The sequence below is a fragment of the Massilia rhizosphaerae genome (assembly GCF_016093545.1).
In the GTDB taxonomy this organism is placed as follows: domain Bacteria; phylum Pseudomonadota; class Gammaproteobacteria; order Burkholderiales; family Burkholderiaceae_D; genus Telluria; species Telluria rhizosphaerae.
Genome location: NZ_JADKYX010000025.1, coordinates 13,922 through 35,003 on the forward strand (window position 1 = coordinate 13,922; position 21,082 = coordinate 35,003).

17 protein-coding genes are annotated in these 21,082 nt (G+C 67.7%); 10 read left to right on the forward strand and 7 right to left on the reverse strand.

The features are described from left to right. Window positions 1-107 precede the first annotated feature (107 nt). Window positions 108-308 (reverse strand): DUF2905 domain-containing protein, encoded by a 201-nt coding sequence (locus ISF28_RS26730; protein WP_198120226.1) that lies wholly within the window; start codon window positions 306-308, stop codon window positions 108-110. 122 nt (window positions 309-430) lie between these two features. Here ISF28_RS26730 and ISF28_RS26735 point away from each other — a divergent pair, with 122 nt between their 5' ends. Then, window positions 431-898, forward strand: coding sequence for a host attachment protein (locus tag ISF28_RS26735; protein WP_198120227.1), 468 nt, complete (start codon window positions 431-433; stop codon window positions 896-898). A gap of 14 nt (window positions 899-912) precedes the next feature. Here ISF28_RS26735 and ISF28_RS26740 read toward each other — a convergent pair whose 3' ends face one another. Beyond that, window positions 913-2,547, reverse strand: coding sequence for a methyl-accepting chemotaxis protein (locus ISF28_RS26740; RefSeq protein WP_198120228.1), 1,635 nt, complete (start codon window positions 2,545-2,547; stop codon window positions 913-915). Between the two features lie 343 nt (window positions 2,548-2,890). Here ISF28_RS26740 and ISF28_RS26745 point away from each other — a divergent pair, with 343 nt between their 5' ends. Further along, window positions 2,891-5,311, forward strand: a complete 2,421-nt coding sequence (locus tag ISF28_RS26745; RefSeq protein WP_198120229.1) for a PAS domain-containing sensor histidine kinase — start codon at window positions 2,891-2,893, stop codon at window positions 5,309-5,311. Between the two features lie 267 nt (window positions 5,312-5,578). Here ISF28_RS26745 and ISF28_RS26750 read toward each other — a convergent pair whose 3' ends face one another. The 3 genes from ISF28_RS26750 to ISF28_RS26760 form a co-directional block, all read right to left on the reverse strand. Further along, the gene (locus ISF28_RS26750; RefSeq protein WP_198120230.1) at window positions 5,579-7,537 is read right to left on the reverse strand and encodes a sialate O-acetylesterase; all 1,959 of its coding nucleotides are present in this window, start codon (window positions 7,535-7,537) and stop codon (window positions 5,579-5,581) included. Between the two features lie 169 nt (window positions 7,538-7,706). Next, the gene (locus tag ISF28_RS26755; RefSeq protein WP_198120231.1) at window positions 7,707-8,375 is read right to left on the reverse strand and encodes a hypothetical protein; all 669 of its coding nucleotides are present in this window, start codon (window positions 8,373-8,375) and stop codon (window positions 7,707-7,709) included. Window positions 8,376-8,545: 170 nt separating this feature from the next. Next, window positions 8,546-9,778, reverse strand: coding sequence for a serine hydrolase domain-containing protein (locus ISF28_RS26760; RefSeq protein WP_198120232.1), 1,233 nt, complete (start codon window positions 9,776-9,778; stop codon window positions 8,546-8,548). A gap of 125 nt (window positions 9,779-9,903) precedes the next feature. Here ISF28_RS26760 and ISF28_RS26765 point away from each other — a divergent pair, with 125 nt between their 5' ends. Together ISF28_RS26765 and ISF28_RS26770 are read left to right on the forward strand one after the other, a co-directional pair. Continuing rightward, window positions 9,904-10,902: an LLM class flavin-dependent oxidoreductase gene (locus tag ISF28_RS26765; RefSeq protein WP_198120233.1), complete on the forward strand. Its 999-nt coding sequence runs from the start codon at window positions 9,904-9,906 to the stop codon at window positions 10,900-10,902. 116 nt (window positions 10,903-11,018) lie between these two features. Then, window positions 11,019-11,300 carry a hypothetical protein gene (locus ISF28_RS26770; protein WP_198120234.1) on the forward strand — a complete coding sequence of 94 codons (282 nt, stop codon included), beginning with the start codon at window positions 11,019-11,021 and terminating at the stop codon, window positions 11,298-11,300. Between the two features lie 23 nt (window positions 11,301-11,323). Here ISF28_RS26770 and ISF28_RS26775 read toward each other — a convergent pair whose 3' ends face one another. Beyond that, window positions 11,324-11,914 carry an isochorismatase family protein gene (locus ISF28_RS26775; RefSeq protein ID WP_198120235.1) on the reverse strand — a complete coding sequence of 197 codons (591 nt, stop codon included), beginning with the start codon at window positions 11,912-11,914 and terminating at the stop codon, window positions 11,324-11,326. An 80-nt stretch (window positions 11,915-11,994) separates the two neighbouring features. Between ISF28_RS26775 and ISF28_RS26780 the strand changes: the two genes are divergently transcribed. Further along, on the forward strand, window positions 11,995-13,698 hold the full coding sequence (locus tag ISF28_RS26780) for a M1 family metallopeptidase (protein WP_198120236.1): 1,704 nt from the start codon (window positions 11,995-11,997) through the stop codon (window positions 13,696-13,698). A gap of 9 nt (window positions 13,699-13,707) precedes the next feature. On the opposite strand, the gene ISF28_RS26785 is transcribed toward ISF28_RS26780, so the two are convergent. After that, a complete protein-coding gene (locus ISF28_RS26785) occupies window positions 13,708-16,479 on the reverse strand; it encodes a M16 family metallopeptidase (RefSeq protein ID WP_198120237.1) in 2,772 nt (923 codons plus the stop codon). A 122-nt stretch (window positions 16,480-16,601) separates the two neighbouring features. On the opposite strand from ISF28_RS26785, the gene mepK reads away from it, so the two are divergent. The 5 genes from mepK (at window position 16,602) to ISF28_RS26810 (ending at window position 21,061) form a co-directional block, all read left to right on the forward strand. Beyond that, on the forward strand, window positions 16,602-17,165 hold the full coding sequence (mepK, locus tag ISF28_RS26790; RefSeq protein ID WP_198120238.1) for a peptidoglycan L,D-endopeptidase MepK: 564 nt from the start codon (window positions 16,602-16,604) through the stop codon (window positions 17,163-17,165). Between the two features lie 2 nt (window positions 17,166-17,167). Further along, complete coding sequence (locus ISF28_RS26795; protein ID WP_198120239.1) at window positions 17,168-18,004, forward strand: hypothetical protein; 837 nt, start codon at window positions 17,168-17,170, stop codon at window positions 18,002-18,004. Continuing rightward, complete coding sequence (locus ISF28_RS26800; protein WP_198120240.1) at window positions 18,001-18,327, forward strand: hypothetical protein; 327 nt, start codon at window positions 18,001-18,003, stop codon at window positions 18,325-18,327. Before ISF28_RS26795 ends, ISF28_RS26800 begins: the two co-directional genes overlap by 4 nt. A 67-nt stretch (window positions 18,328-18,394) precedes the next feature. Next, window positions 18,395-19,129, forward strand: coding sequence for a GntR family transcriptional regulator (locus tag ISF28_RS26805; RefSeq protein ID WP_229519415.1), 735 nt, complete (start codon window positions 18,395-18,397; stop codon window positions 19,127-19,129). A gap of 195 nt (window positions 19,130-19,324) precedes the next feature. Then, a complete protein-coding gene (locus ISF28_RS26810) occupies window positions 19,325-21,061 on the forward strand; it encodes a fumarate reductase/succinate dehydrogenase flavoprotein subunit (RefSeq protein ID WP_198120242.1) in 1,737 nt (578 codons plus the stop codon). The last annotated feature ends 21 nt before the right edge of the window (window positions 21,062-21,082 follow it).

Sequence of the window (21,082 nt, forward strand, 5' to 3'; positions counted from 1 at the left end):
CAGCGTCTCTCGTCTTCGTATGGGGCGCATTGTCTCGTTGAAATTCCGACCATGTTTGTCAAATCTTGCTATCGCGAACCCGCGCGTCATATTTTTGACACGGGGGTTCAGCGGCGGAAGATCCACAACAGGATCGAGACGACGATGGAGATGACGATGCAGGTGACGATGGGAAAGTGAAAGCTGAAGCCTGCGCGCACGATGTGGATGTCGCCGGGCAGGCGGCCCAGCGGCAGCCGGCGCAGCCAGGGCCAGAGAAACCCCGCGGCGAACAGCGCGAGGCCGAGGACGATGAGGATTCTTTGCATGGCGCCAGTCTAGCGCCTTTCGTACCGCCTGAAAAAATTGGTTGGGATAGACTTCCCCTCAGCCTGTATGGCCCCGGTGGGGCCTACATCCCGATTGCAACTTTGGATAAAAAGGGGAAAGCATGACTACCACCTGGATCGTATCCGCCGACGCCGGCCGTGCCCGCATCTTCGCCGAATCGGACCCCAAGCAGCCGTACATCGAAATCGAGGACATGGTCAGCCCCAATGCCCGTGTGCGCGTGTCGGACATCAACACGGACCGGCTCGGCCCGACCGCGGCCGGAAAGAGCATTCACAGCACGGGCAACGCGACGCCGAACAAGCAGTTCGAACCGGCGCAGACGCCGGAACAGCACGACGCCGAATTCTTCGCCAGGGACATCTGCGCCTACCTGCTCAAGGGCTGGCAGGAGCAGCGCTTCCAGAAGCTGGAGCTGGTGGCGGAACCCAAGTTCCTCGGCGTGCTGCGCGGCCAGCTGGACAACCAGCTCAAGCCGCTCGTCGACCTGGAGCTGAACAAGGACTACAGCCACTGCAACGCGCACCAGCTGCGCGAACAGCTGCAGGCGCAGAAGACCAAGTTCTGAATCCGGCCGGCGCTTTAAAAGCCTGCACCCAACCGCGCCGGCTCGAGGCGGTTTTCGCGTTTTTGGCGGCTTGCAAGCGACACGGCGCGCGGCGCCGCCGTCCGGTCCAGCTTGAACACGGCGACCGCCTCGGCGAGGCTGCGCGCCTGTTCCTGCATGGATTCCGTGGCCGCCGCGGCCTGTTCGACGAGCGCCGCGTTCTGCTGCGTCACCCGGTCCATCTGGTGGATCGCCGCGCCGACCTGTTCGATGCCGGCGCTCTGCTCGGTCGACGCGGCCGAGATCTCGGCCATGATGTCCGTGACGCGCCGCACACTGGCGACGACTTCCTGCATCGTCGTGCCGGCCTCGCCGACGAGGCGCGAGCCGGTGGCGACCTTGTCGACGGAGTCGCCGATGAGTTCCTTGATCTCGCGCGCCGCCGCCGCCGAGCGCTGGGCCAAGGTGCGCACCTCGCTCGCCACGACCGCGAAACCGCGGCCCTGCTCGCCCGCGCGCGCAGCTTCCACGGCCGCGTTCAAGGCCAGGATGTTCGTCTGGAACGCGATGCCGTCGATGACGCCGATGATGTCGACGATCTTCTTCGACGACGCGTCGATGTCGCCCATCGTCGCGACGACCTGCGCCACGACGTCGCCGCCGCGCACGGCGACGCCGGATGCCGACGCCGCCATCTGGTTGCCCTGCTGCGCATTGTCCGCGTTCTGGCGCACGGTGCCCGTCAATTCCTCCATCGACGACGCGCTCTCCTCCAGGGCGCCCGCCTGCGCTTCGGTGCGTGCCGACAGGTCGTTGTTGCCCGTGGCGATTTCGCCGGCGGCCGTCGCGATGGAATCGGCGCCGCTGCGCACGCGCGTCACCAGCGCGTTCAAGTTCTCGTTCATGGTCTGCAGCGCGGCCATCAATTCGCCGGTCTCGTCGCGGCTTGCGACCTCGATGCGGCTCGACAGGTCGCCTTGCGCGACCGCGTTGGCCAGCGTCACGGCGCGGCGCAGCGGGCCCGTGATGCTGCGCGTGAGCCACCACGCCAGCGCGGCGCCCAGCAGCAGCGCCGCGAGGCCCAGGCCGGCCAGGAGCCGGGACCCGGCCGCGGCGACGTTCTCGACGTGCGCCTTGGCGTCGTCGAAACACCGTTTCTGGTAAGCGGCCAGGTCGGCGGCCGCCGTCTCGTACGCGGTGAGCGCCGGATTCATGCCGGCCTCGGACGCACGCTGGATCGCGTCCTGGTCCGCCGTGCCGCTGTCCTTGAGCGCGAATAATTTGTTGCGCGCCGCGAGATAGGGCTTGCGCCGCGCCGCGATCTGGTCCAGCAGCGCCTTCCCTTCCGGGCTGACGATCATGCCCTCCAATTCCTTGTTGATGGCGCTGATGTCGGCGCTGTTCGCCTTCATCCTGGCGGTGATCCGGTCGCGGTCCTGGGCGTCGACCACACGCAGGCGCGCCTCGGTCAGGGCGCGGTTGACCCGGGTGTCGGCCACCCAGCGGTCGGACAGGCGGGCCATGCGGACCACCGCGTCCATGTCGGCCGACGCGTCCACGATGAGCCGCAGGCGCAGCGTGCCGACGACGGTCAGCATGACCGCGAGCGCCAGCACGGCGGCGAACGCGAGCCCGAGCCGGGCGCCGATTTTCAGGTTCTGGATGTTCATGTGGACCTCGACGAAGACGATGTAACAGCGCGATGATGTTGCGGATGCGGGCGCTCGGGTCGCGGCGGCAGACCGGAGCGTAGACGAAAGGGCAAGGGTTTGGCCCGGCGGAGGACACACCCGCGTGGGCGGGCGTGTCACAATTTGATGATACACCTCGTTATTTGCCAGTGGAATGGTCGGTTGCCTCTCAGCAACGCTATTTCGTCGAGGAAGCGAGAATGGCTGATCGTTATCGCGTTAAAATGCCGAATCGCGCTTCGTCACGGGCTTGCCATGTCGGGCTCCATCTCGCAACCATCGTCACGCGCGGACGGCGTCCTGGTGCCGGCCGGCGGCTGACATGACCGCGCCGTTCGCCCAGGCCAGCCTGTCGCGCCGCTTCGCGCTCGCGGCCGCGATCCTGACGGCGGCGGCCGTGCTGCTGATCGCCGGCGTTTCGTTCTGGCTGATCGACCACCAGCGCGCGCAGGCCAATGCCCTGCTGCAGAAGCGCGAAGTCGCCTTCCACGCCACCACGGTCGGCCACAACCTGCGGGCCATCGTCACCCGCTTGCGGGAAATGGGCGCCAACCCGATCCTGGCCGCGGCGCTCGGCGACGGCGACGACAAGGAAACCTATCTGACGCCGTTCCTGCACGGCCTGCGCCAGATGAACGGCGTGCCGCTGCGGCTGCTGTTCACGGATGTCGAGGGCACGGCAATCGCCGACAACGGCGTGCCCGGCTTCACCCCGGCCGACCTGGCCTGGCTGCGCGCGCGCCTGGCGGATGCCGCACTGCCCGGCGGCGCGCAGACCGCGCTGCGGACCGGCCCCGCGGGCGCGGAACTGATCGGCGTCGTCCCGCTGCGCGACGCGCACACGCACGCGCCGGAGGGCGCCCTGATGTACAAGCTGCGGCTGGACGACCTCAAGCCGGTGCCGTGGGCGATCCTCGACACGGCGGCGGAGGGCCCGCCCGCGGGCGGGCACGAGATCGCGGCGGCCGTGCCGCTGCCGCCGGACCTGGCCCGACTTGGTCTCGTGCTGCGCGAGGACGAGCGCCGCCTGCCGCTGCCGCTGGAGGCGGCCGGTCCGCACTACTTCCTGATCGTCCTCGTCGCCTTCTTCCTCGCGCTGCTCGTGTTCATCCTGGCGTCGCGGCTCGCGTTCGGCCTCACGCGCGACCTGCGCCGCCTCGAGACATTTTCCGCCAGCCTGGGCGAGGACATCGGCAGCCAGCGCGCGCCGCTCGACGGCTCGCGCGAAGTCGTCAGCCTGGCGCGCGCGCTGAACCGCATGCTCGACCGCCTGTACGAACAGCATGCGCGCCTGGAAGCGGAACGCCGCAAATTCCTGCAGCTGGCGAACAACATCCCGCAGCTCGTGTGGATCGGCGACCCGGGCGGCAACATCGTCTGGTTCAACGACCGCTGGCACGAGTTCACGGGCAGTCCGCCCGGCAGCGCCGGCGCGGACGAGTGGCGCCGCTATCACGATCCGGAAGTCCTGCCGCAGGTGATGCGGCGCTGGAAGGAAGCCCTCGCCAGCGGCAACATGGCGCAGATGACCTTCCCGCTGCGCGGCGCCGACGGCCGTTACCGCAGCTTCTTCACGTCGGTGGCGCCGCTGCGCGACGACGGCGGTCGCATCGTCCAGTGGTTCGGCACGTGCACCGACGTCACCCCGCTGGAACGGGCGGAACGGGCCGTGCGCTACAGCGAGGAGCGCCTGCAGCAAGGCCTCGTCGCAGCGCGCATGGCCGTGTGGGAGCGCGATCCGCACAGCGGCGAGGTGAGCTTCTCGGCCAATCTGCACAGCGTGTTCGGCAAGAACTGGCACAACATCGCCGAGCTGCAAAAGCTCGTCCATCCGGACGACCGCCAGGCCTTGCGCGACACGGTCGAGCAAGCCATCCGCGCCAAGGGCGAATACCGCGCCACGCCGCGCATCCGGCGCGCCGACGACGGCCGCCTGGCCTGGATCGACATGCGCGGCCGCCTCGGCCTCGGCGCCGACGGCCGCAGCACCGTCGTGCACGTGGTGGCGATCGACATCACGGAACGCAAGCGCGCGGAAGAAGCGCTGCAACTGGCCGACCAGCGCAAGGACGAATTCCTCGCCATGCTGGCGCACGAGCTGAGGAATCCGCTGGCGCCGATCTCCAGCGCGGCCGACATGCTGCGCCTGGCCTATGCGGGCGAGCCGCGCGTCAAGCAGATCAGCGACATCATCGCGCGCCAGGTCACCCACATGCGGCACCTGGTGAACGACCTGCTGGACGTCTCGCGCGTCACCCGCGGCCTCGTCGCCGTGGCCAGGCAGCCGCTGGACCTGCGCCGCGTCGTCACCGAGGCCGCCGAGCAGGTCCGCCCGCTCGTCGACGCGCGCGGCCACACCCTCGACGTCCTGCTCGCCGACGCGCCGGTGATGGTGGACGGCGACCACACGCGTCTCGTGCAGGTGGTCGCGAACCTGCTCGCCAACGCCGCCAAGTACACGCCGGAGGGCGGCCGCATCGAGGTCGAACTGGAAGCCGCCGACGGCCAGGCCTACCTCGCGGTGCGCGACAACGGCAACGGCATCGCGCCCGAGCTGCTGCCCGTCGTGTTCGACCTGTTCACGCAAGGCTCGCGCACGCTCGACCGCGCCCAGGGCGGCCTGGGTCTCGGCCTGGCGCTCGTGCGCAAGCTCGTCGAACTGCACGGCGGCCACGTCGACGCCGCCAGCGCCGGGCCGGGACGCGGCAGCACGTTCACCGTCACCCTGCCGCTGCTGCCTTGAAATTCGGGGTCAGAGCATTTTTTAGCCAAAATTCGGGGTCAGAGCACTTTTTGAAGAAATTGCTCGCCTGTCAGAATGGCCTTTGGCCGGCCGTCGCGCACTCGCGGTCGCACGTCGTTTAGGTACGCCGCTCCCCGCGTTGGCGGTCATCCGCAGCATCGCTCAACTCAGAGAAATTGCACCGAAATGTGCTCTGACCCCGAATTTCGCGAAAAACGTGCTCTGACCCCGAATTTTCGACCCCGAATTTTCTGACCCCGATTTTTCTTACTTGACGTCGAGCCGGAACGGCGCGGCCGGCAGGTCGTCGCCGCCGAACAGGTTCACGAACGGCGCGTCGGCCCAGGCATAGCGCACGGTCGTGACGCCGGGTACGGCGGCGCCGGGCAGCAAGATCGTGTCGCCCGCCACGCGCGCCTCGGCATAGCGGCAGGCCGTGCCCGCGCACACCTCGAAGGCATTGGCACGGTCCGACGAATACGTCGCCAGGCCGCCGCCGGTGTCGCGGAACGACACGACGATGTCGTTGCCGCTGCGCCGGGCCGCCACGGCGACTGGGCCGCCCGGCGCCGTCTTCTCGCCGTACGCCAACACGCGCGCCATGCGCGCGAGACGCTCGCCGACGACGGTCTTCTGGGTCGGATGGATATCGAACCGGTCGCCCACGTCGACCGTGACGACGTAGCCCGCGTGCGCGTCGCCCACGACGGCATCCGCCTGCGCCTCGCGCAACTCGGCCCAGCCGGACTGGCCGGGCTTCCTGGCCGGTGTGCCGTAGCCCGGCAGCTGCACGACGAGGAAAGGCAGCGCGGGCTCGCCGAAGCGCTGGCGCCAGTCGCGCATCAACAGCGACAGCAGCGTGCGATATTCCTGCGCCGCCCCCACGTTCGATTCGCCCTGATACCACGCGGCCAGCTTGAATTTATACCCGACCAGCGGCGCGATCATGCCGTTGTACAAGGTCGTGAGACTCGTCGGCACGTCCCACGGCGCCGGCGGCACGGACTGGCCCTTCATCGCAGTGCCGCGCCGGACCTTCCACGCGGCCGGCAGCGGTATCGACTGGCCGTCCGCCAGGCCCACGCTGCGCTTGTCCGGCGGTCCCGACAGGCCGCCGCCCTGCCCGCCGCTCAGCACGCGCATGGCGATCACGTTGCGGCCGGGCTTGAACACGCCCGCCGGCACGGCATAGTCGCGCCAGACCCAGGCCGTGCTGCCGCCGCCGACGCGCACGCCGTTGACCCAGGTGGTGTCGTACGTGTCGACCGGTCCCAGGTGCAGCATGTTCGCGGCCCTGGCCTGCGCGTCCGTCAGCGTGATCGTCGTGCGATACCACGCGACGCCGTCGAAATCCTTGAAGCCGGCCACGCCGCTGTCCTTCCACGAACCGGAAGGCGTGACGGTGGACCAGGCGCCTTCGTCGAGATCCGGCGCGATCCAGGCGCGTTGCGCCGCCGCGGCCGGGTCGTGCGCCGTCCACCATGCCTCGTTGCGCTCGTCTTCCGCGCGCATGCCGGCGGCCGGATCGGCGCCGTATTGCACGACGGCGGCCACGCGGTCCTTGTAGTCGGGAAGAGTGCGCAGCGAGGCCGCGCCGATCCAGCCCTGGATCGTCGTGCCGCCCCAGCTGGCGTTGATGAAGCCGACGGGGATCTTGTAACCGCCCTGCAGCGAGCGCGCCATGTAATAGCAGACGGCGGACGTGTCGCCGACGGTGTCGGGCGACGCGCGCTTCCACTCGACCGGGCCCTTGAGCTCATCCTGCGGCGCCGCCGTGCTGTTCTTTTCCACGTTCAGGAAGCGGATCCTGTCGTTGGCCGCCGTGACCGTGTTGAACCATGCGTTCGTCGACGTGCGCACGGGGAATTCCATGTTCGACTGGCCGGAGCACAGGTAGACGTCGCCGACGAGGATGTCGGCGCGGCTGACCGTGTCGGTGCCGGATTTGACCGTCAGCGTGTACGGGCCGCCGGCGGGCTGCGGCGGCAGCTGGATCTTCCATTTGCCGTGCGCGTCCGCGCTGCCGGTCGCCGTGCGTCCGCCGAGCGTCACGGTCAGCTTGCGGCCGGCGTCCGCCGTGCCCCACACGGCGATGGGCTCGTCCCGTTGCAGCACCGCATGATCGGAAAAGACCCGGGCCAGTCCCAGGTCGGCCGCCTGGCCGGGCAGGCAGGCGCAGCCGGCGGCGAGCGCCAGCAGGGGCGCCGCCAATCGTGTTGTCTCCATCGTGATTCCTCGTCGTTGTTGTCGCGCAGAATGTTTGCGCAATTCATTTTTTACGAGAAATCATGTTATACCAATGACGAGACCGCCGCACCGCGCTTCGAGCAAAAAAAACCAGCCCGCGGGCTGGCATGGTCCGCGGCGCCACAGCGGCGCCGCGTGCGAAGGACGGTCAATAACCGCGGTTGCCGTTGTTCTGGCCACTGGTGGTACTCGTGCCGGTGCCGCTGGTGCTGGTGCCGCTCGTGCCCGTGCCGGTCGCGCTGGTGCCCGTGCCCGAACCGGAACCGGTGCCGCTCATGCCGCTCGAGCCGGACAGGCCGGTGCCGCTGGCGCCGGTGCTGCCGCTCATGCCGCTGGTGCCGGACGAGCCGGAGCTCGTGCTGCCGCTCATGCCGCTCGAACCCGAGGAACCGGTGCCGGTCGGGGGCGTGGTGGGCGTGGCCATGCCGCTGCCGGTCGGCGGCGTGGTGGTGCCGGTGCCCATGCTGCTGCCCGTGCCGGTGCCCATGCTGCCGCTGGTGCCGCTCGACCCGCTCGTGCCGGAGGTGCCCTGGGTGTCCTGGCTGCCGCTGGACGACGTGCCGCTGGTGCCGCCCGTGCTCGAGCTGCTGCTGGTGGAGCCGCGGCTACCGCTCGAACCCTGGCTCGAGCTGTGCTTCTTGTGATGTTTTTTCTTGGTATGTTTCTTGGTGGTCGAACTGGTCGACTTCGCCTGGTCCTGCGCGGTCGCGCTGCTGTCGGTCGACGCGCTGGTCTGTGCCTGGGCATTCATCGTACCGAACATCGCCACCGTGGCGGCGGCACCCAGCAGGCCCTTCAATAGCTTATTCATTTTCATGGTCTTCTCCCGAGAGAATATATTTGGGGCAAAAAAAGCTCTGCAATATCAAGCAGATACTGCGGAGGCGGAGTTTAAAGACATCGCAGAGAAAGGTGCGCGCGTTAGCCGTGCGGCAACAAAAAAGGCCCCGAAAACGGGGCCCTTTCAGAGGGAAACGCGATCGCGCGCTACGATCTGCCGGCCCCGGCCGCCTGCGCGGCCAGCGTCCCCAGGCGCGAGTACAGGTCGAGCACGTTGCTCTTGTCATCCGGATAGACCCGGTTCGACAGCAACACGTAAAACGATTTCGAATGCGGGTCGATCCACAGCACGCATCCCGTGAACCCCGTGTGGCCGTAGCTGCCGACCGGGTACACGCTGCCGCGCGGCCGTTTGGCGTACGGCGAATCGATGTCCATGCCGAGACCGCGCTGCGCCAGGCCGGGGGGCGACTGCACCGTCGTCAGCAGGGTCACGCTGTGCGGACTGAGGATGCGTACGCCGTCCAGCACGCCGCCCGCCAGCACCATGCGGGCGTAGCGCGCCACGTCGCCGACCGTCGTGAACACCCCGGCCGAGCCCGCGACGCCGCCCATCCGGCGCACCGTCGGGTCGTGCACGACGCCGCGCAGGAGTTCACCCGGCGCGAGGTCGCCGTGCGCCCCCTTGCCGCCGTCCTGGCCCACTTGCGTCGGCGCGATCGTCCCGGCATCGGCCCGGCGCAGCGGCAGATAGCCCGTGTTCTGCATCCGCAGCGGCGCGAAGACGTGGGCCTGCGCGTAATCGTCCAGCGGCGTGCCCGTGACCTGCTCGACGATCTGGCCCAGCAGGATGTAATTGACGTCGGAATAGCGGAAGTGCGTGCCCGGCGCATGCGTGACGGCCAGCGCGCATGCGAGCTTGTGCGCGGCCGCGCGGCCCGTCCAGGCAGGTTCCTTCGGCAAGCCGGCGGGCAAGCCGGAGCTGTGCGTGAGCAATTGCCGGATCGTGATCGTTTCCTTGCCGCCATTCCCGCACTCGGGGAAGTATTTGACGAGCTTGTCGTCCAGGCCGATGCGGCCCTGCTCGGCCAGGATCAGCACGGACGGCGCCGTGGCCAGCACCTTCGTCAGCGACGCGGCGTCGAACACGGTGGATGTCGTGACGTCCGCCGCGTCCGGCGCATAGGTCAGGTGGCCGTAGGCCTGTTCGTAGACGGCGTCTCCGTGCTCCAGATGGAACACGGCGCCCGGCAGCTTGTGCGCGTCGATGGCGTCATCGACGGCGGCGTCGATTTGCGCAAAGCGCCTCACGTCCAACTGGGGCGCGTCGCCCGCGCGCGGGCGCGGCGCGTGCCTCGACGAGGCGCAGCCGGCGGCGAGCACGGCAATGCAGACGGCGGCCAGGAGCCTCCTGGAGGGGCGAAGCGGGTAAATACGCATAAAAGATGCCGTGGAGACATAGTTCAACAGGCCATCATAGGCAGCCTGCCAGGCGGGGTCAAGCACGGGACTGCCGATCCGGACCCTGCCGCACGCGAAAAAAAGGATCGGCGTATCATGCCGCGATGACTGCACCGACGATTCCTTTCTCGATACTCGACCTCGCCCCGATCACGGAAGGCAGCGACGCCGCCGAATCCTTCCGCCGCTCGCTCGACCTCGCCCAGCACGGCGAACGCTGGGGCTACCACCGCTTCTGGCTGGCCGAACACCACGGCATGCCGGGCATCGCCAGCGCGGCGACGGCGGTGCTGATCGCCCACGTGGGCAGCGGCACCTCGACCATCCGCCTCGGCGCCGGCGGCATCATGCTGCCGAACCACGCTCCGCTCGTCATCGCGGAACAATTCGGCACGCTCGAGTCGTTGTTTCCCGGCCGCATAGACCTGGGCCTCGGCCGCGCGCCCGGTTCCGACCACGCGACGGCGCGCGCGCTGCGCCGCAACCTCGCGTCGGACGCCGACGAATTCCCGCAGGACGTCGTCGAACTGATGGATTATTTCGCCGACGCGCCGCGGCGCCACGTGCGCGCCGTGCCCGGCGCCGGCCTGAAGGTGCCCGTGTGGATCCTCGGCTCCAGCCTGTTCGGCGCGCAACTGGCGGCGACGCTGGGCCTGCCGTACGCGTTCGCGTCGCACTTTGCGCCGCAGATGATGATGCAGGCCATCGAGATCTACCGCACCAACTTCCGCCCGTCGGCCCAGCTCGACAAGCCGTACGTGATGCTCGGCTTTAACGTGTTCGCCGCCGAGACGGATGCGGAAGCCCAGTGGCGCGCGACGTCGATGCAGCAGGCGTTCGTCAACCTGCGCAGCGGCCACCCGACGCGCCTGAAGCCGCCCGTCGAAGGCTATCTCGACCTGCTGGGCCCGGCGGAACGGGGCATGCTCGACGCGGTGCTGTCGTGCTCGGCGATCGGTGCGCCGGAAACCGTCGAGCAGCAATTGAACGCCTTCATCGCGCGTACGGGCGCGGACGAGCTGATGATCACGTCGCAGATCCACGACCACGCGGCGCGGTTGCGCTCGTACGAGATCGCGGCGGCGATCCGGCGCAAGGGCTGACACGGGTTACGAAGCGCCGCAACGGTGATCTGGCGAACATTTCACCGGCGCGGCCGCCGCTAAGCTGTCATCCATGGACGGCACGTGGCCGTTGATGGCATAACCATGGAGGACCTATGAAAACCCGACTGATCGCCGCCACCCTGATGCTCTCGCTCGCCTCGACGGGCGCCGCCTACGCCAAACCCAGCTGCGCGAAAGGCGCCATCGTGGGCGGCATCGGCGGCCACGTGGCCGGCAAGCATGGCCTGCTCGGCGCCGCCGCCGGCTGCGCCATCGGCCACCACATGGCGAAGAAGCAGGAACGCGAGCAGCGGCGCCAGGCCCAAGCCCAGGCCCAGGCCGACGCGCAGGCGCGGGCCGCCGCGAACGACAAGCAGCCGGCGCCCCGCAAATAGCAAGTCACAAGTCACGGCAAGGCTCAGGCGGCGCCCGTGCCCGCCTGCAGCGCGTCGATCACGTGGCGCGTGGAGCGCACCCTGCCCATGACGCGGAAGGTGTGTTCGCAGGCGAACTTGTGCATGTCGCCCTGCATGCTGCTCATCGCATCCTCGACGAACACGACCTCGTAGCCGCGGTCGAACGCCGCGCGCGCCGTCGATTCGACGCCGAAGTTGGTGGCGATGCCGCCCAGGACGATGGTCTTGATGTTGCGCCGGCGCAGCAGCTGGTCCAGCTCCGTGGCGTAGAAGGCGCCCCACTGGCGCTTCGTCACGACAATGTCCTGCGCCTGCACCTGGGCTTCCGGCGCCAGGTGCGACGCGTCCGGCGGCGGCGCGGGCGCGCCCGGCTTTCTCAGCGGGGCATCGGCGGCCGGCAGCTGCAACTGGTCGACGAGCACGCGCACGAAGATCACCATGCCGCCGCGGTCGCGCATTTCGCCCGCCAGCAGCACGCAATTGCCCACCACCTGCTCGGCCGTGTACGGCGCCAGGTCCCGTCTCACATTACTGTTCTGCAAATCGATCAGCACCAGGGCGGTGCGGCCGATGTCGATATCCAGGTCGCTCATGGATGGTCCTCCTTGCCGCGAGTATTCACCAGCGGCGATTTGGATGGCGCAGCTTTCCGCTGTGATAAATTCCCCGCATCATGAAAAGAACCGCCATCGCCACCCTCGGCTTCCTGTTGGCGGGCTGCGCCAGCCAGCCCGCCCTCACCGACTACACCGTCAACTCGGGCGTGCAGCGCAGTCCCGACCAGCAGGCGCTCACCTTCGATGCCGCCGACCTGAGCCTGCGCATCGAGCCGGACTCGCGCAGCCTGCGCGGCGAGGCGCTGCTGACGTTCGGCACGCGCGCGCCGCTGGACCGCATCGAACTGGACCTGGACCGCAACCTGCCCATCGACGCCATTGCCGTCGACGGCCAACCGCTCGCGGCAACCCAATGGCGCAATCCGGACGGCAAGCTGACGATTACGCTGCCGCGCCGGCTGGAACCTGGCCGGCACGTCAAAATCCGCGTGACCTACCACGGCACGCCGCACGTGGCCAAGCGGGCGCCGTGGGACGGCGGCTTCGTGTGGGCGCGCACGCCGGACGGCCGGCCGTGGGTGGCCAGCGCCGTCGAAGGCGAAGGCTGCGACCTGTTCTGGCCCTGCATCGACCACCCGATGGGCAAGCCGGCCGTCGTCGACGAACACATCACCGTGCCGGCGCCGCTCGTCGCGGCGGGCAACGGCGTGGCGCTCGGCATGACGGAAGCGGACGGCTGGCGCACGTGGCACTGGCGCGCCAAGCACCCCAGTACCTACGGCGTCGCCATCAACGTCGGGCCGTACGAGGTGCTGTCCAGCGACTACCGCAGCCGCTACGGCAACGTGATCCCGCTGCGGCTGTGGTATCTGCCGCAGAACAAGGTCCATGCCAAGGCCTTGTTCGCGGAATTCCCGCGGATGCTGGATTTCTTCGAATCGACGATCGGTCCCTACCCGTTCGGCGACGAAAAAATGGGCGTCGTGGAAACCCCGCACAAGGGCATGGAACACCAGACCATCAATGCCTACGGCAACCGTTACGTCAAGACGCCGTACGGCTACGACGACCTGCTGCAGCATGAATTCGCCCACGAGTGGTTCGGCAACCAGCTCACCAATGCCGACTGGGACGATATGTGGCTGCACGAGGGCCTCGCCTCCTACATGCAGCCCCTGTACATGCAATACCTGCACGGCGACCAGGAATACTATGCCGCGCTGATGCAGCAGCGCGCGAGCATCCGCAACAAGGCGCCGCTCGTGTCCGGCAAGCACAAGCGCGAGGAAGACGTCTACGACCTCAAGCGCGGCGGCCCGGGCGGCGACATCTACACGAAGGGCTCGCTCGTGCTGCACACCCTGCGCGGCCTGATCGGCGACGACGCCTTTTTCCGCGCCGTGCGCGAACTCGTGTACGGCAGGCCGGACCCGCGCCCCGGCAACTTCGCGCCGCGCTATGCGACGACGCCGGAATTCATCGCCATCGTCGACCGCGTCAGCGGCCGCGACCTGGACTGGTTCTTCCAGGCCTATATGTACCAGGCCGCCCTGCCCGAGCTCGTGGCCGTGCGCCGTGGCGACACGCTGGAATTGACATGGAAAACGGCCGGCAAGACACCGTTCCCGATGCCACTCGACGTGCGCGTGGGGGCGCGCGTCGTCACGTTGCCGATGGCGGACGGGCACGGCAGCATCGTCCTGCCGGCCGGCGCCACGTACACGCTGGATCCTCATTCGAAGATCCTGCGGCGGGAACGCCGGTTCGAGATCTTCCAGCGTTACCAAGAACAGCTGCGCAAGGCCCAAGCGAAGAAGTAGCGCGGCGGGTCACTGCAGCGCCTTGCCGTCGACGTCGATGCGGCGCACGGTGCCGAGGTTCAGTGCGCGGATCGGTGCCTCGATCTTGCTCATGTCGCCGACGACGATCCACACGGGCTGCCGGGGCAGCACGACGCGCGCGGCCAGCGCGTTCAGCTGCGCGGGCGTCAGCGCGAGGGCGGTCGCCGTGTACGTGTTGTAGTAATCCTCGGGCAGGCCGTATTGCAGGATCGTCGCGTAGGCGTTGCTGAGCTGGCTGACGGTCTCGAACGAACCGGGCAGGCCCAGCGTCTCGTTGGCCTGGGCCTCCTGCAGCTCGCGCGGCGTGATCGGGCGCGTGCCGCCCAGCTCCGCGTAATCGCGCGCCAATTCGCGCAGCGCGTCGGCCGTCTTGTCGGTCTGGACCGGCGAATTGCTGTACAGGATGCGCTGGCCCCGCGCTGCCACGAGTGACGTGCCCACGCCGTACGACCAGTGTTTATCTTCGCGCAGGTCCATGTTCAGCCGCGAGCTGAACGTGCCGCCGAACACGTCGTTGAGCAGATTCAGCGCGACGGCGTCCGGCGTGTTGCGCGGCGGGGCCAGCTGGGCGCCGACGATGTCGCTCTGCAGCGCGCCGGGACGGTCGATCAGGTAGATCGCCGTGCCGGCCGGCTGGCCGACTTGCGCGATGTCGTGCGCGGGCAAGGTGCCCGCCTGCCACGCGCCGAACGCGCGCTCCAGCAGCGGCTTGAGTTCGGCCAGCGTCGTGTCGCCGACGACGAGCAGGGTCGCGTTGTTCGGCCTGAACCACGTGTCGTGATAAGCGACGAGATCCGCGCGCGTCATGCGCGCCACGGCGGCTTGGGTGCCGGTGCCCGTCAGCGGCAGCGAATACGGATGGCCGGGGCCGTACAGCAGCGGCGGCAGCACGCGCAAGGCCATCAGGCGCGGCACCGTCTCCTCGCGCTGGATCGCGGCCAGCCGTTCCTTGCGCACGCGCTCGAAATCGGCCTGCGGGAACGCCGGGTGCAGCGCCAGGTCCGCGTACAGGCCCAGCGCCTGCGCCAGCGTCGGCTTGAGCACGTTCATATTCACGAAGGCGCCGTCCAGGTCGATCGTCGTGCCGAACGAGGCGCCCAGCGCCTCCAGCTCGCGGCTGATGTCCAGCGCGCTGCGCGTCCGGGTGCCCTCTTCCAGCATGCGCAAGGTGAGGCTGGCGAGCCCCGGCAGCGCCTGCGAATCGGACGCGAAGCCGCCATTCAACATCAGCGACAGGTTGATCACGGGCGCGCCATGGCGTTCGGCCAGCACGACGTTCAAGCCGTTGGACAAGGTCGTCTTCTGCATGGGCGGCAGGGTCAGCGGCTCGGGATGTCCCGTCGGCGGCCCCTTGCTGCGGTCGACGGCGGACGGCTCGGCGGCCAGCGCGGCCGGGAACGGATCGACTTCCAGCACGTAGTCGCCCTCGAGCAGCCAGTCCTGCATCGTCTTGCGCACGGTGGCCGGCGTCGCGTCCTTGATGCGCTGCAGGTAGATCTTGTAGCAGGCCGGATTGCCCGTGTAGGTGGCGCAGCGCGCCAGCACGTCGCTCTTGCCGCCGAAGCCGCCCACGCGCTCGACGGCGCGCGCGTGCTGCGCGAGGATCGTCGTCTGCGCCAGGCGCAGTTCGGCGGCCGTGGGGCCGGACTTCATCAGCGCGCGCAATTCCTCGTCGGCCGCCGTTTCCATGCGCGCGACGTCCGCCGCGGACAGGCCCGGCTTCGCGGTCAGGGTGATGGCGAACTGGCCGGCGATCTCGTTCGAGTCGTTGCCGGTGCCGACGGACGTCGCCAGCTGATCCTTGACGACGAGGCGCTGGTACAGGCGCGACGTCTTGCCGCCGCCCAGCACCTGCGCGGCCAGGTCGAGCTGCGCTTCTTCCGGCGTGTCGGCGCCGGGCACGTTCCACAGGCGATAGATGCGCGCCTGCGGCACGCGGTCCTGCACCTGGCTGCGATGGGTGCCCGTGCGCTTAGCGACCCACGCCTGCTGGTGCGCCTGCGGCGGGCCGGGCGGGATGTCGCCATAGTATTTCTCGACCTTCGCGCGCGCCTCTCGCGGCGTGATGTCGCCGGCCAGCACGAGCACGACGTTGTTCGGGCCGTAGTGGTCCTTGAACCAGTCGGTGACATCCTTCATCGACGCGGCGTCGAGGTCGGCCATGGACCCGATCACGGTCCAGGAATACGGGTGGTTCGCCGGCCACGTGTTCTCCGTGACGATCTGCTCGACCATGCCGTACGGCTGGTTCTCGCGCTGGCGCTTCTCGTTCTGGACGACGCCCCGCTGCAGGTCGAGCTTCTTGCGGTCGAGCACGCCCAGCAGGTGGCCCATGCGGTCGCTCTCGGCGAACAGCGCGTAGTCGAGCATGGACGTCGGCACCGTCTCGAAATAATTCGTACGGTCCTTGTTCGTCGTGCCGTTCAGGTCGGTCGCGCCGATGCCTTCCAGCGCCGAGAGAAACGTCTTGTCGAAATGGGCGCTGCCGGAAAACATCAGGTGCTCGAACAGGTGCGCGAAGCCCGTCTTGCCCGGTTTTTCGTTCTTGGAGCCGACGTGATACCACGTGTTGACGGCCACGACGGGCGCCTTGTGGTCTTCGTGCACGAGCACCGTCAAGCCGTTCTTCAACACGAATTTCGTGTACGGGATGTCGGGGATCGGGATGTCGATGCCGGCGTCGCGCGCGGGCGCGGCCGTGGATGCGGCGCCGGCGAGCGCCAGCATCGATGCGAACAGGAAACGGTAAACAAAATGCATGCGGCTCTCCCGGCAAGGTGTGCGCAACGAATACGGCCGCGCTCATTCTAAGCCTTCACGGTCCGTGCACGAATCATGCATGGGGCGTATCATTGAGACTGGCAATCAGCAAGGACAAGCTCATGAATCAGCGACGCTCCTTCCTCAAAAGCTCGGCCGTCCTCGCATCGGTACTCGGTGCGCCCGCCATCCGGACCAGCGCCAAGTCCCTGCCGGACGCCCCCGTCCCGCCCGCGGCCCCCAACGAGCGCATCGTGCGCCTGTACAACACGCACACGGGCGAAAGCCTGCGCACGATTTTCTGGGCCGAGGGCGAGTTCATCCCCGACGCCTTGCAGGACATCAATAAACTACTGCGCGACTACCGCAACGACAAGATCGCGCCCATCGATCCCAAGCTGCTCGTCTTGCTGGATCGCATCAGCGCGCAATACGGCAACCATCCGACCATGCACGTGATCTCGGGCTATCGCTCACCGGAAACGAACGCGATGCTGCACGAAACGACGACGGGCGTCGCCAAGCACAGCCTGCACATGGAGGGCAAGGCCATCGACGTGCGCATCCCGGGGCAAGACCTGGCCAAGCTGCACAAGATGGCGATGGCGCAGAAGGCGGGCGGGGTCGGTTATTACCCCGAGTCGCAATTCGTGCACATGGACGTCGGCCGCGTGCGTTACTGGTAATCATGCGCCGGCCGGTCCCGCATGTCGTGTTGCCGGCATTGCTGGGGGCCGGCCTGGCGTGGCCGGCACACGCGCAGACGGCGCCGGCGGCGCCGGCCCCCGGCGTCCAGACCGTCACCGTCACGTACACGCGCGACCCGGTCGACAAGTCCTACCGCAAGATGATCCGCGGCATGGAACGCTTCCGGCGCGAACACGGGCTGGCGCCGCAAGCGACGCTGCGGTTCCGCCTGCTGCCCCGCTCCCCGACCGTGGACATGCGCGGCATCACGTTGCGCGTCATCGGCGACCACATCGCCGTGCCCGTCCCCGTCGCGCCGGACAACAGTTTTATCCTGCCACGCAACGAGCAGGCGCTGCAGGAAGACGCGGCCGTCGTCGCCAACCGCAAGACGACGAGCATGACGTGGCGCGCGCAAGTCGTCACGCCCGGCCTGCCGCCGGGGACGCGCCGGCTGGGCGACCTGCGCCTGGAGTGTCTCGTCGGCATGGAAGCCGGACTCGTGTCGAACAGCTCGCCGCTGTTCGGGTGGATCTCGAACGTGCTCACCAGCCCCGAGCAAGTGTGTAATAGTCCCGACGGTAATTTCCTCTTCTTTAGCGAGCGCCCCCTGTTTTCCGTGGCCCTGCGCGCGGGCGACCGCAGCGAGATCCTGCCGTTCCGCTTCCTGTACGCGGGCGGCGAGCAGACGCCCGACATGCTGCCGTTCTGCGATTGCCAGGTGCTGCTCGACCGCACGTATTACGCGCCGATCTGGGACCGCAGCTGGCCGGACGACACCCTCGTCACCTTCGACTACATGGACGACGCGCCGCCGCCGGTGGAGCAGACGCCATGAACCGCGCCGTCCTGGTGCTGGCGCTTGCCTTGCTGTCCGGCTGCGCCACGCGCGCGCCCGCGCCCGGCACGCGCGTGGCCGAGGCCCGGTTCGACCAGGTCGTCGTCCCCGGCCGCACGACGCGCGCCGAGCTGCTGGCCGCGTTCGGGCCGACCAGGACGGTCCGCTTCGACTCCGGCATGGAAGTATGGCTATACACGACACAAAGCGCCGCACCGGCCGCCGGCGGCCGCGACACGGAGCTGGTGCTGCTAATCGGCCCCGACGGCGTCGTGAAAAAGATGCGCAAGCGGCCGCCCTATCCGACCGACCCGGCGCCCTGATCCACCCTATTGACAGTCCGGCATCGCTATATAATGCGCTGTCCAATCATTGCGTCGTGCCGCCACCTTGAAGATCCAACTTCCACGCTCGTCGACCGTCCCGCTATATACCCAGATCAAGGAAGCGATCCGCGCCAAGATCATCGATGGCACCTACGTGGGGCATCAGCAGTTGCCGTCGGAGAACGACATGATCGCCGCGTTCGGCGTCAGCCGCATCACGGTGCGGCAGGCGATCAACGATCTGCAGAAGGAAGGATTGCTGTTCAAGGTGCACGGCAAGGGCACGTTCGTCGCCCTGCCCAATGTCTCCCAGGAGTTGACGCACCTGCAAGGTTTCGGCGAAGCAATGCACCGTCTCGGCCACGAAACCTTTTCGGACGTGTTCGGCCTGAAGACCGTCAAGGCGCCGGCCGCCGTCTGCGCCAAGCTGCAGCTCGTCGACGGCAGCCCCGTGACGGAGATCCGGCGCGTGCGCTATTTGAACAGGGAGCCGGTCTCGATCGACTATTCCTGGGTGCGGCATGACGTGGGCGCGCGCCTCACCGAAAAGAACCTGCGCGAGAAAGACCTGTTTTCCCTGCTCGAGAACGAATTGCGCCAGCCGCTGCATTCCGCCGACGTGGAGATCGACGCGACGTCGGCCACGAACGACGTCGCCGCCCGCCTGAAGGTCGCCCCGGGCTCGCCGATCCTGCGCATCGAGCGCCTGACCTACGCGCAGGGCGAAAAGCCGCTCGTGTTCGAATACCTGCATTACCGGGCCGAGACCTTCAAGTACAAGATGAAGGTCATGCGCTGACAACGCCCATCCCCCGCCCCGTTTTGGCCGTGCCCTCCCCACAACGGCCACCCGCCCCGCACTGTTCCTGACCATTCTTCCCTTCCGACCCCGCAAATAACGGGGAATTCGACTGGCACGCAATTTGCACAACTCGTTATTACGAGTTATGACGAGGTGTGCATGGGGCCGCACGTCGAACACTGAAAGGGTGACATGAAAACCATTGAACTGGAATACGACCTGGTGATCGTTGGCGGCGGCACCGGCGGACCGATGGCCGCGGTCAAGGCCAAGGAAAAGAATCCGAAGCTGCGCGTGCTCGTGCTGGAAAAGGCGAACGTCAAGCGCAGCGGCGCCATCTCCATGGGCATGGACGGCTTGAACAACGCCGTCATCCCGGGCCACGCGACACCGGAGCAGTACACGAAGGAGATCACGGTCGCCAACGACGGCATCGTCGACCAGAAAGGCGTGTACGCCTACGCGAGCAACAGCTACGCGATGATCGAGGAACTCGACCGCTGGGGCGTCAAGTTCGAGAAGGACGAAACGGGCGACTACGCGGTGCGCAAGGTGCACCACCTCGGCAGCTACGTCCTGCCGATGCCGGAAGGGCACCACATGAAGAAGGTGCTGTACCGGCAGCTCAAGCGCCAGCGCGTCGACATCACCAACCGCGTCGTCGCCACGCGCCTGATCACGGGGCTGCACGGCGAGATCGCCGGCGTCATGGGCTTCGATTGCCGCACGGCCGACTTCTATGTGATCAAGGCGAAGGCGGTCGTGCTGTGCACGGGCGCGGCGGGGCGTCTCGGCCTGCCGGCGTCCGGCTACATGTTCGGCACCTACGAGAATCCGACCAACAGCGGCGAGGGCCACGTCATGGCCTATCACGCCGGCGCGGAACTGACGAACCTCGAATGCTTCCAGGTCAACCCGCTGATCAAGGACTACAACGGACCCGCGTGCGCCTACGTCACCGGCCCGTTCGGCGGCTTCACCGCGAACGCCACCGGCGCGCGCTTCATCGAATGCGACTACTGGAGCGGCCAGATGATGCTGGAGTTCTACAACGAACTCGAAGGCGGCCGCGGTCCGGTGTTCCTGAAGCTCGACCACCTGGCCGAAGAAACGATCGCGGAGATCGAGCACATCCTGCACACCAACGAACGCCCCAGCCGCGGCCGCTTCCACGAACGGCGCGGCAACGACTACCGCCAGAAGGCGATCGAGATGCACATCTCGGAGATCGGTTTCTGCAGCGGCCACAGCGCGTCCGGCATCTGGACCAACGAAAAAGGCGAGTGCTCCCTGCCCGGCCTGTACGCGGCGGGCGACTGCGCCAGCATCCCGCACAACTACATGCTCGGCGCCTTCGTGTACGGCAAATTCTGCGGCGAGAACGCGGCGGACTACATGTCCGGCAAGGCGGCGCCCGTCATCGACACCGACATGGTGGAGGCCGAGCGCCGGCGCATCATGGCGCCGCTCGCGCGCAGCGAGGGCTTGAGCCCGTTCCAGGTCGAGTACAAGACGCGCCGCATCGTGAACGACTACCTGCAGCCGCCCAAGGTCACCCGCAAGATGGAGATCGCGCTCGAGCGCTTCGGCGAGATCAAGGACGACCTGAACGACATGGGCGCCGTCAATCCGCACGAATTGATGCGCGCGATGGAGGCGCACACGATCCGCGACTGCGCCGAACTCGCGGCGCGCGCCTCGCTGTTCCGCAAGGAGAGCCGCTGGGGCCTGTACCACCTGTGCGTCGACCATCCCGAGAAGGACGACGACAACTGGTTCTGCCACACCAACGTCGGCAAGGGCGCGGACGGCAAGATGACCTTCCGCAAGCGCGAGATCGAACCCTACATCGTCGAACTGAATGCCGAAGAAAAAGCCGCGTACCAGCGCCTGCGCGTGGCCGGCAGCAAGACCACCCTCGCCGTCTAACCGGCCAACCGGATACGAAAG

Excerpts from the sequence above, each read along its gene's own strand:
- ISF28_RS26750 (WP_198120230.1), bottom strand. The coding sequence starts at position 7,537 with ATGGAGACAACACGATTGGCGGCGCCCCTGCTGGCGCTCGCCGCCGGC.
- ISF28_RS26810 (WP_198120242.1), top strand. The coding sequence starts at position 19,325 with ATGAAAACCATTGAACTGGAATACGACCTGGTGATCGTTGGCGGCGGC.
- ISF28_RS26735 (WP_198120227.1), top strand. The coding sequence starts at position 431 with ATGACTACCACCTGGATCGTATCCGCCGACGCCGGCCGTGCCCGCATC.
- mepK (WP_198120238.1), top strand. The coding sequence starts at position 16,602 with ATGAATCAGCGACGCTCCTTCCTCAAAAGCTCGGCCGTCCTCGCATCG.
- ISF28_RS26730 (WP_198120226.1), bottom strand. The coding sequence starts at position 308 with ATGCAAAGAATCCTCATCGTCCTCGGCCTCGCGCTGTTCGCCGCGGGG.
- ISF28_RS26795 (WP_198120239.1), top strand. The coding sequence starts at position 17,168 with ATGCGCCGGCCGGTCCCGCATGTCGTGTTGCCGGCATTGCTGGGGGCC.
- ISF28_RS26775 (WP_198120235.1), bottom strand. The coding sequence starts at position 11,914 with ATGAGCGACCTGGATATCGACATCGGCCGCACCGCCCTGGTGCTGATC.
- ISF28_RS26780 (WP_198120236.1), top strand. The coding sequence starts at position 11,995 with ATGAAAAGAACCGCCATCGCCACCCTCGGCTTCCTGTTGGCGGGCTGC.
- ISF28_RS26800 (WP_198120240.1), top strand. The coding sequence starts at position 18,001 with ATGAACCGCGCCGTCCTGGTGCTGGCGCTTGCCTTGCTGTCCGGCTGC.
- ISF28_RS26770 (WP_198120234.1), top strand. The coding sequence starts at position 11,019 with ATGAAAACCCGACTGATCGCCGCCACCCTGATGCTCTCGCTCGCCTCG.
- ISF28_RS26755 (WP_198120231.1), bottom strand. The coding sequence starts at position 8,375 with ATGAAAATGAATAAGCTATTGAAGGGCCTGCTGGGTGCCGCCGCCACG.
- ISF28_RS26765 (WP_198120233.1), top strand. The coding sequence starts at position 9,904 with ATGACTGCACCGACGATTCCTTTCTCGATACTCGACCTCGCCCCGATC.
- ISF28_RS26740 (WP_198120228.1), bottom strand. The coding sequence starts at position 2,547 with ATGAACATCCAGAACCTGAAAATCGGCGCCCGGCTCGGGCTCGCGTTC.
- ISF28_RS26785 (WP_198120237.1), bottom strand. The coding sequence starts at position 16,479 with ATGCATTTTGTTTACCGTTTCCTGTTCGCATCGATGCTGGCGCTCGCC.
- ISF28_RS26760 (WP_198120232.1), bottom strand. The coding sequence starts at position 9,778 with ATGCGTATTTACCCGCTTCGCCCCTCCAGGAGGCTCCTGGCCGCCGTC.
- ISF28_RS26745 (WP_198120229.1), top strand. The coding sequence starts at position 2,891 with ATGACCGCGCCGTTCGCCCAGGCCAGCCTGTCGCGCCGCTTCGCGCTC.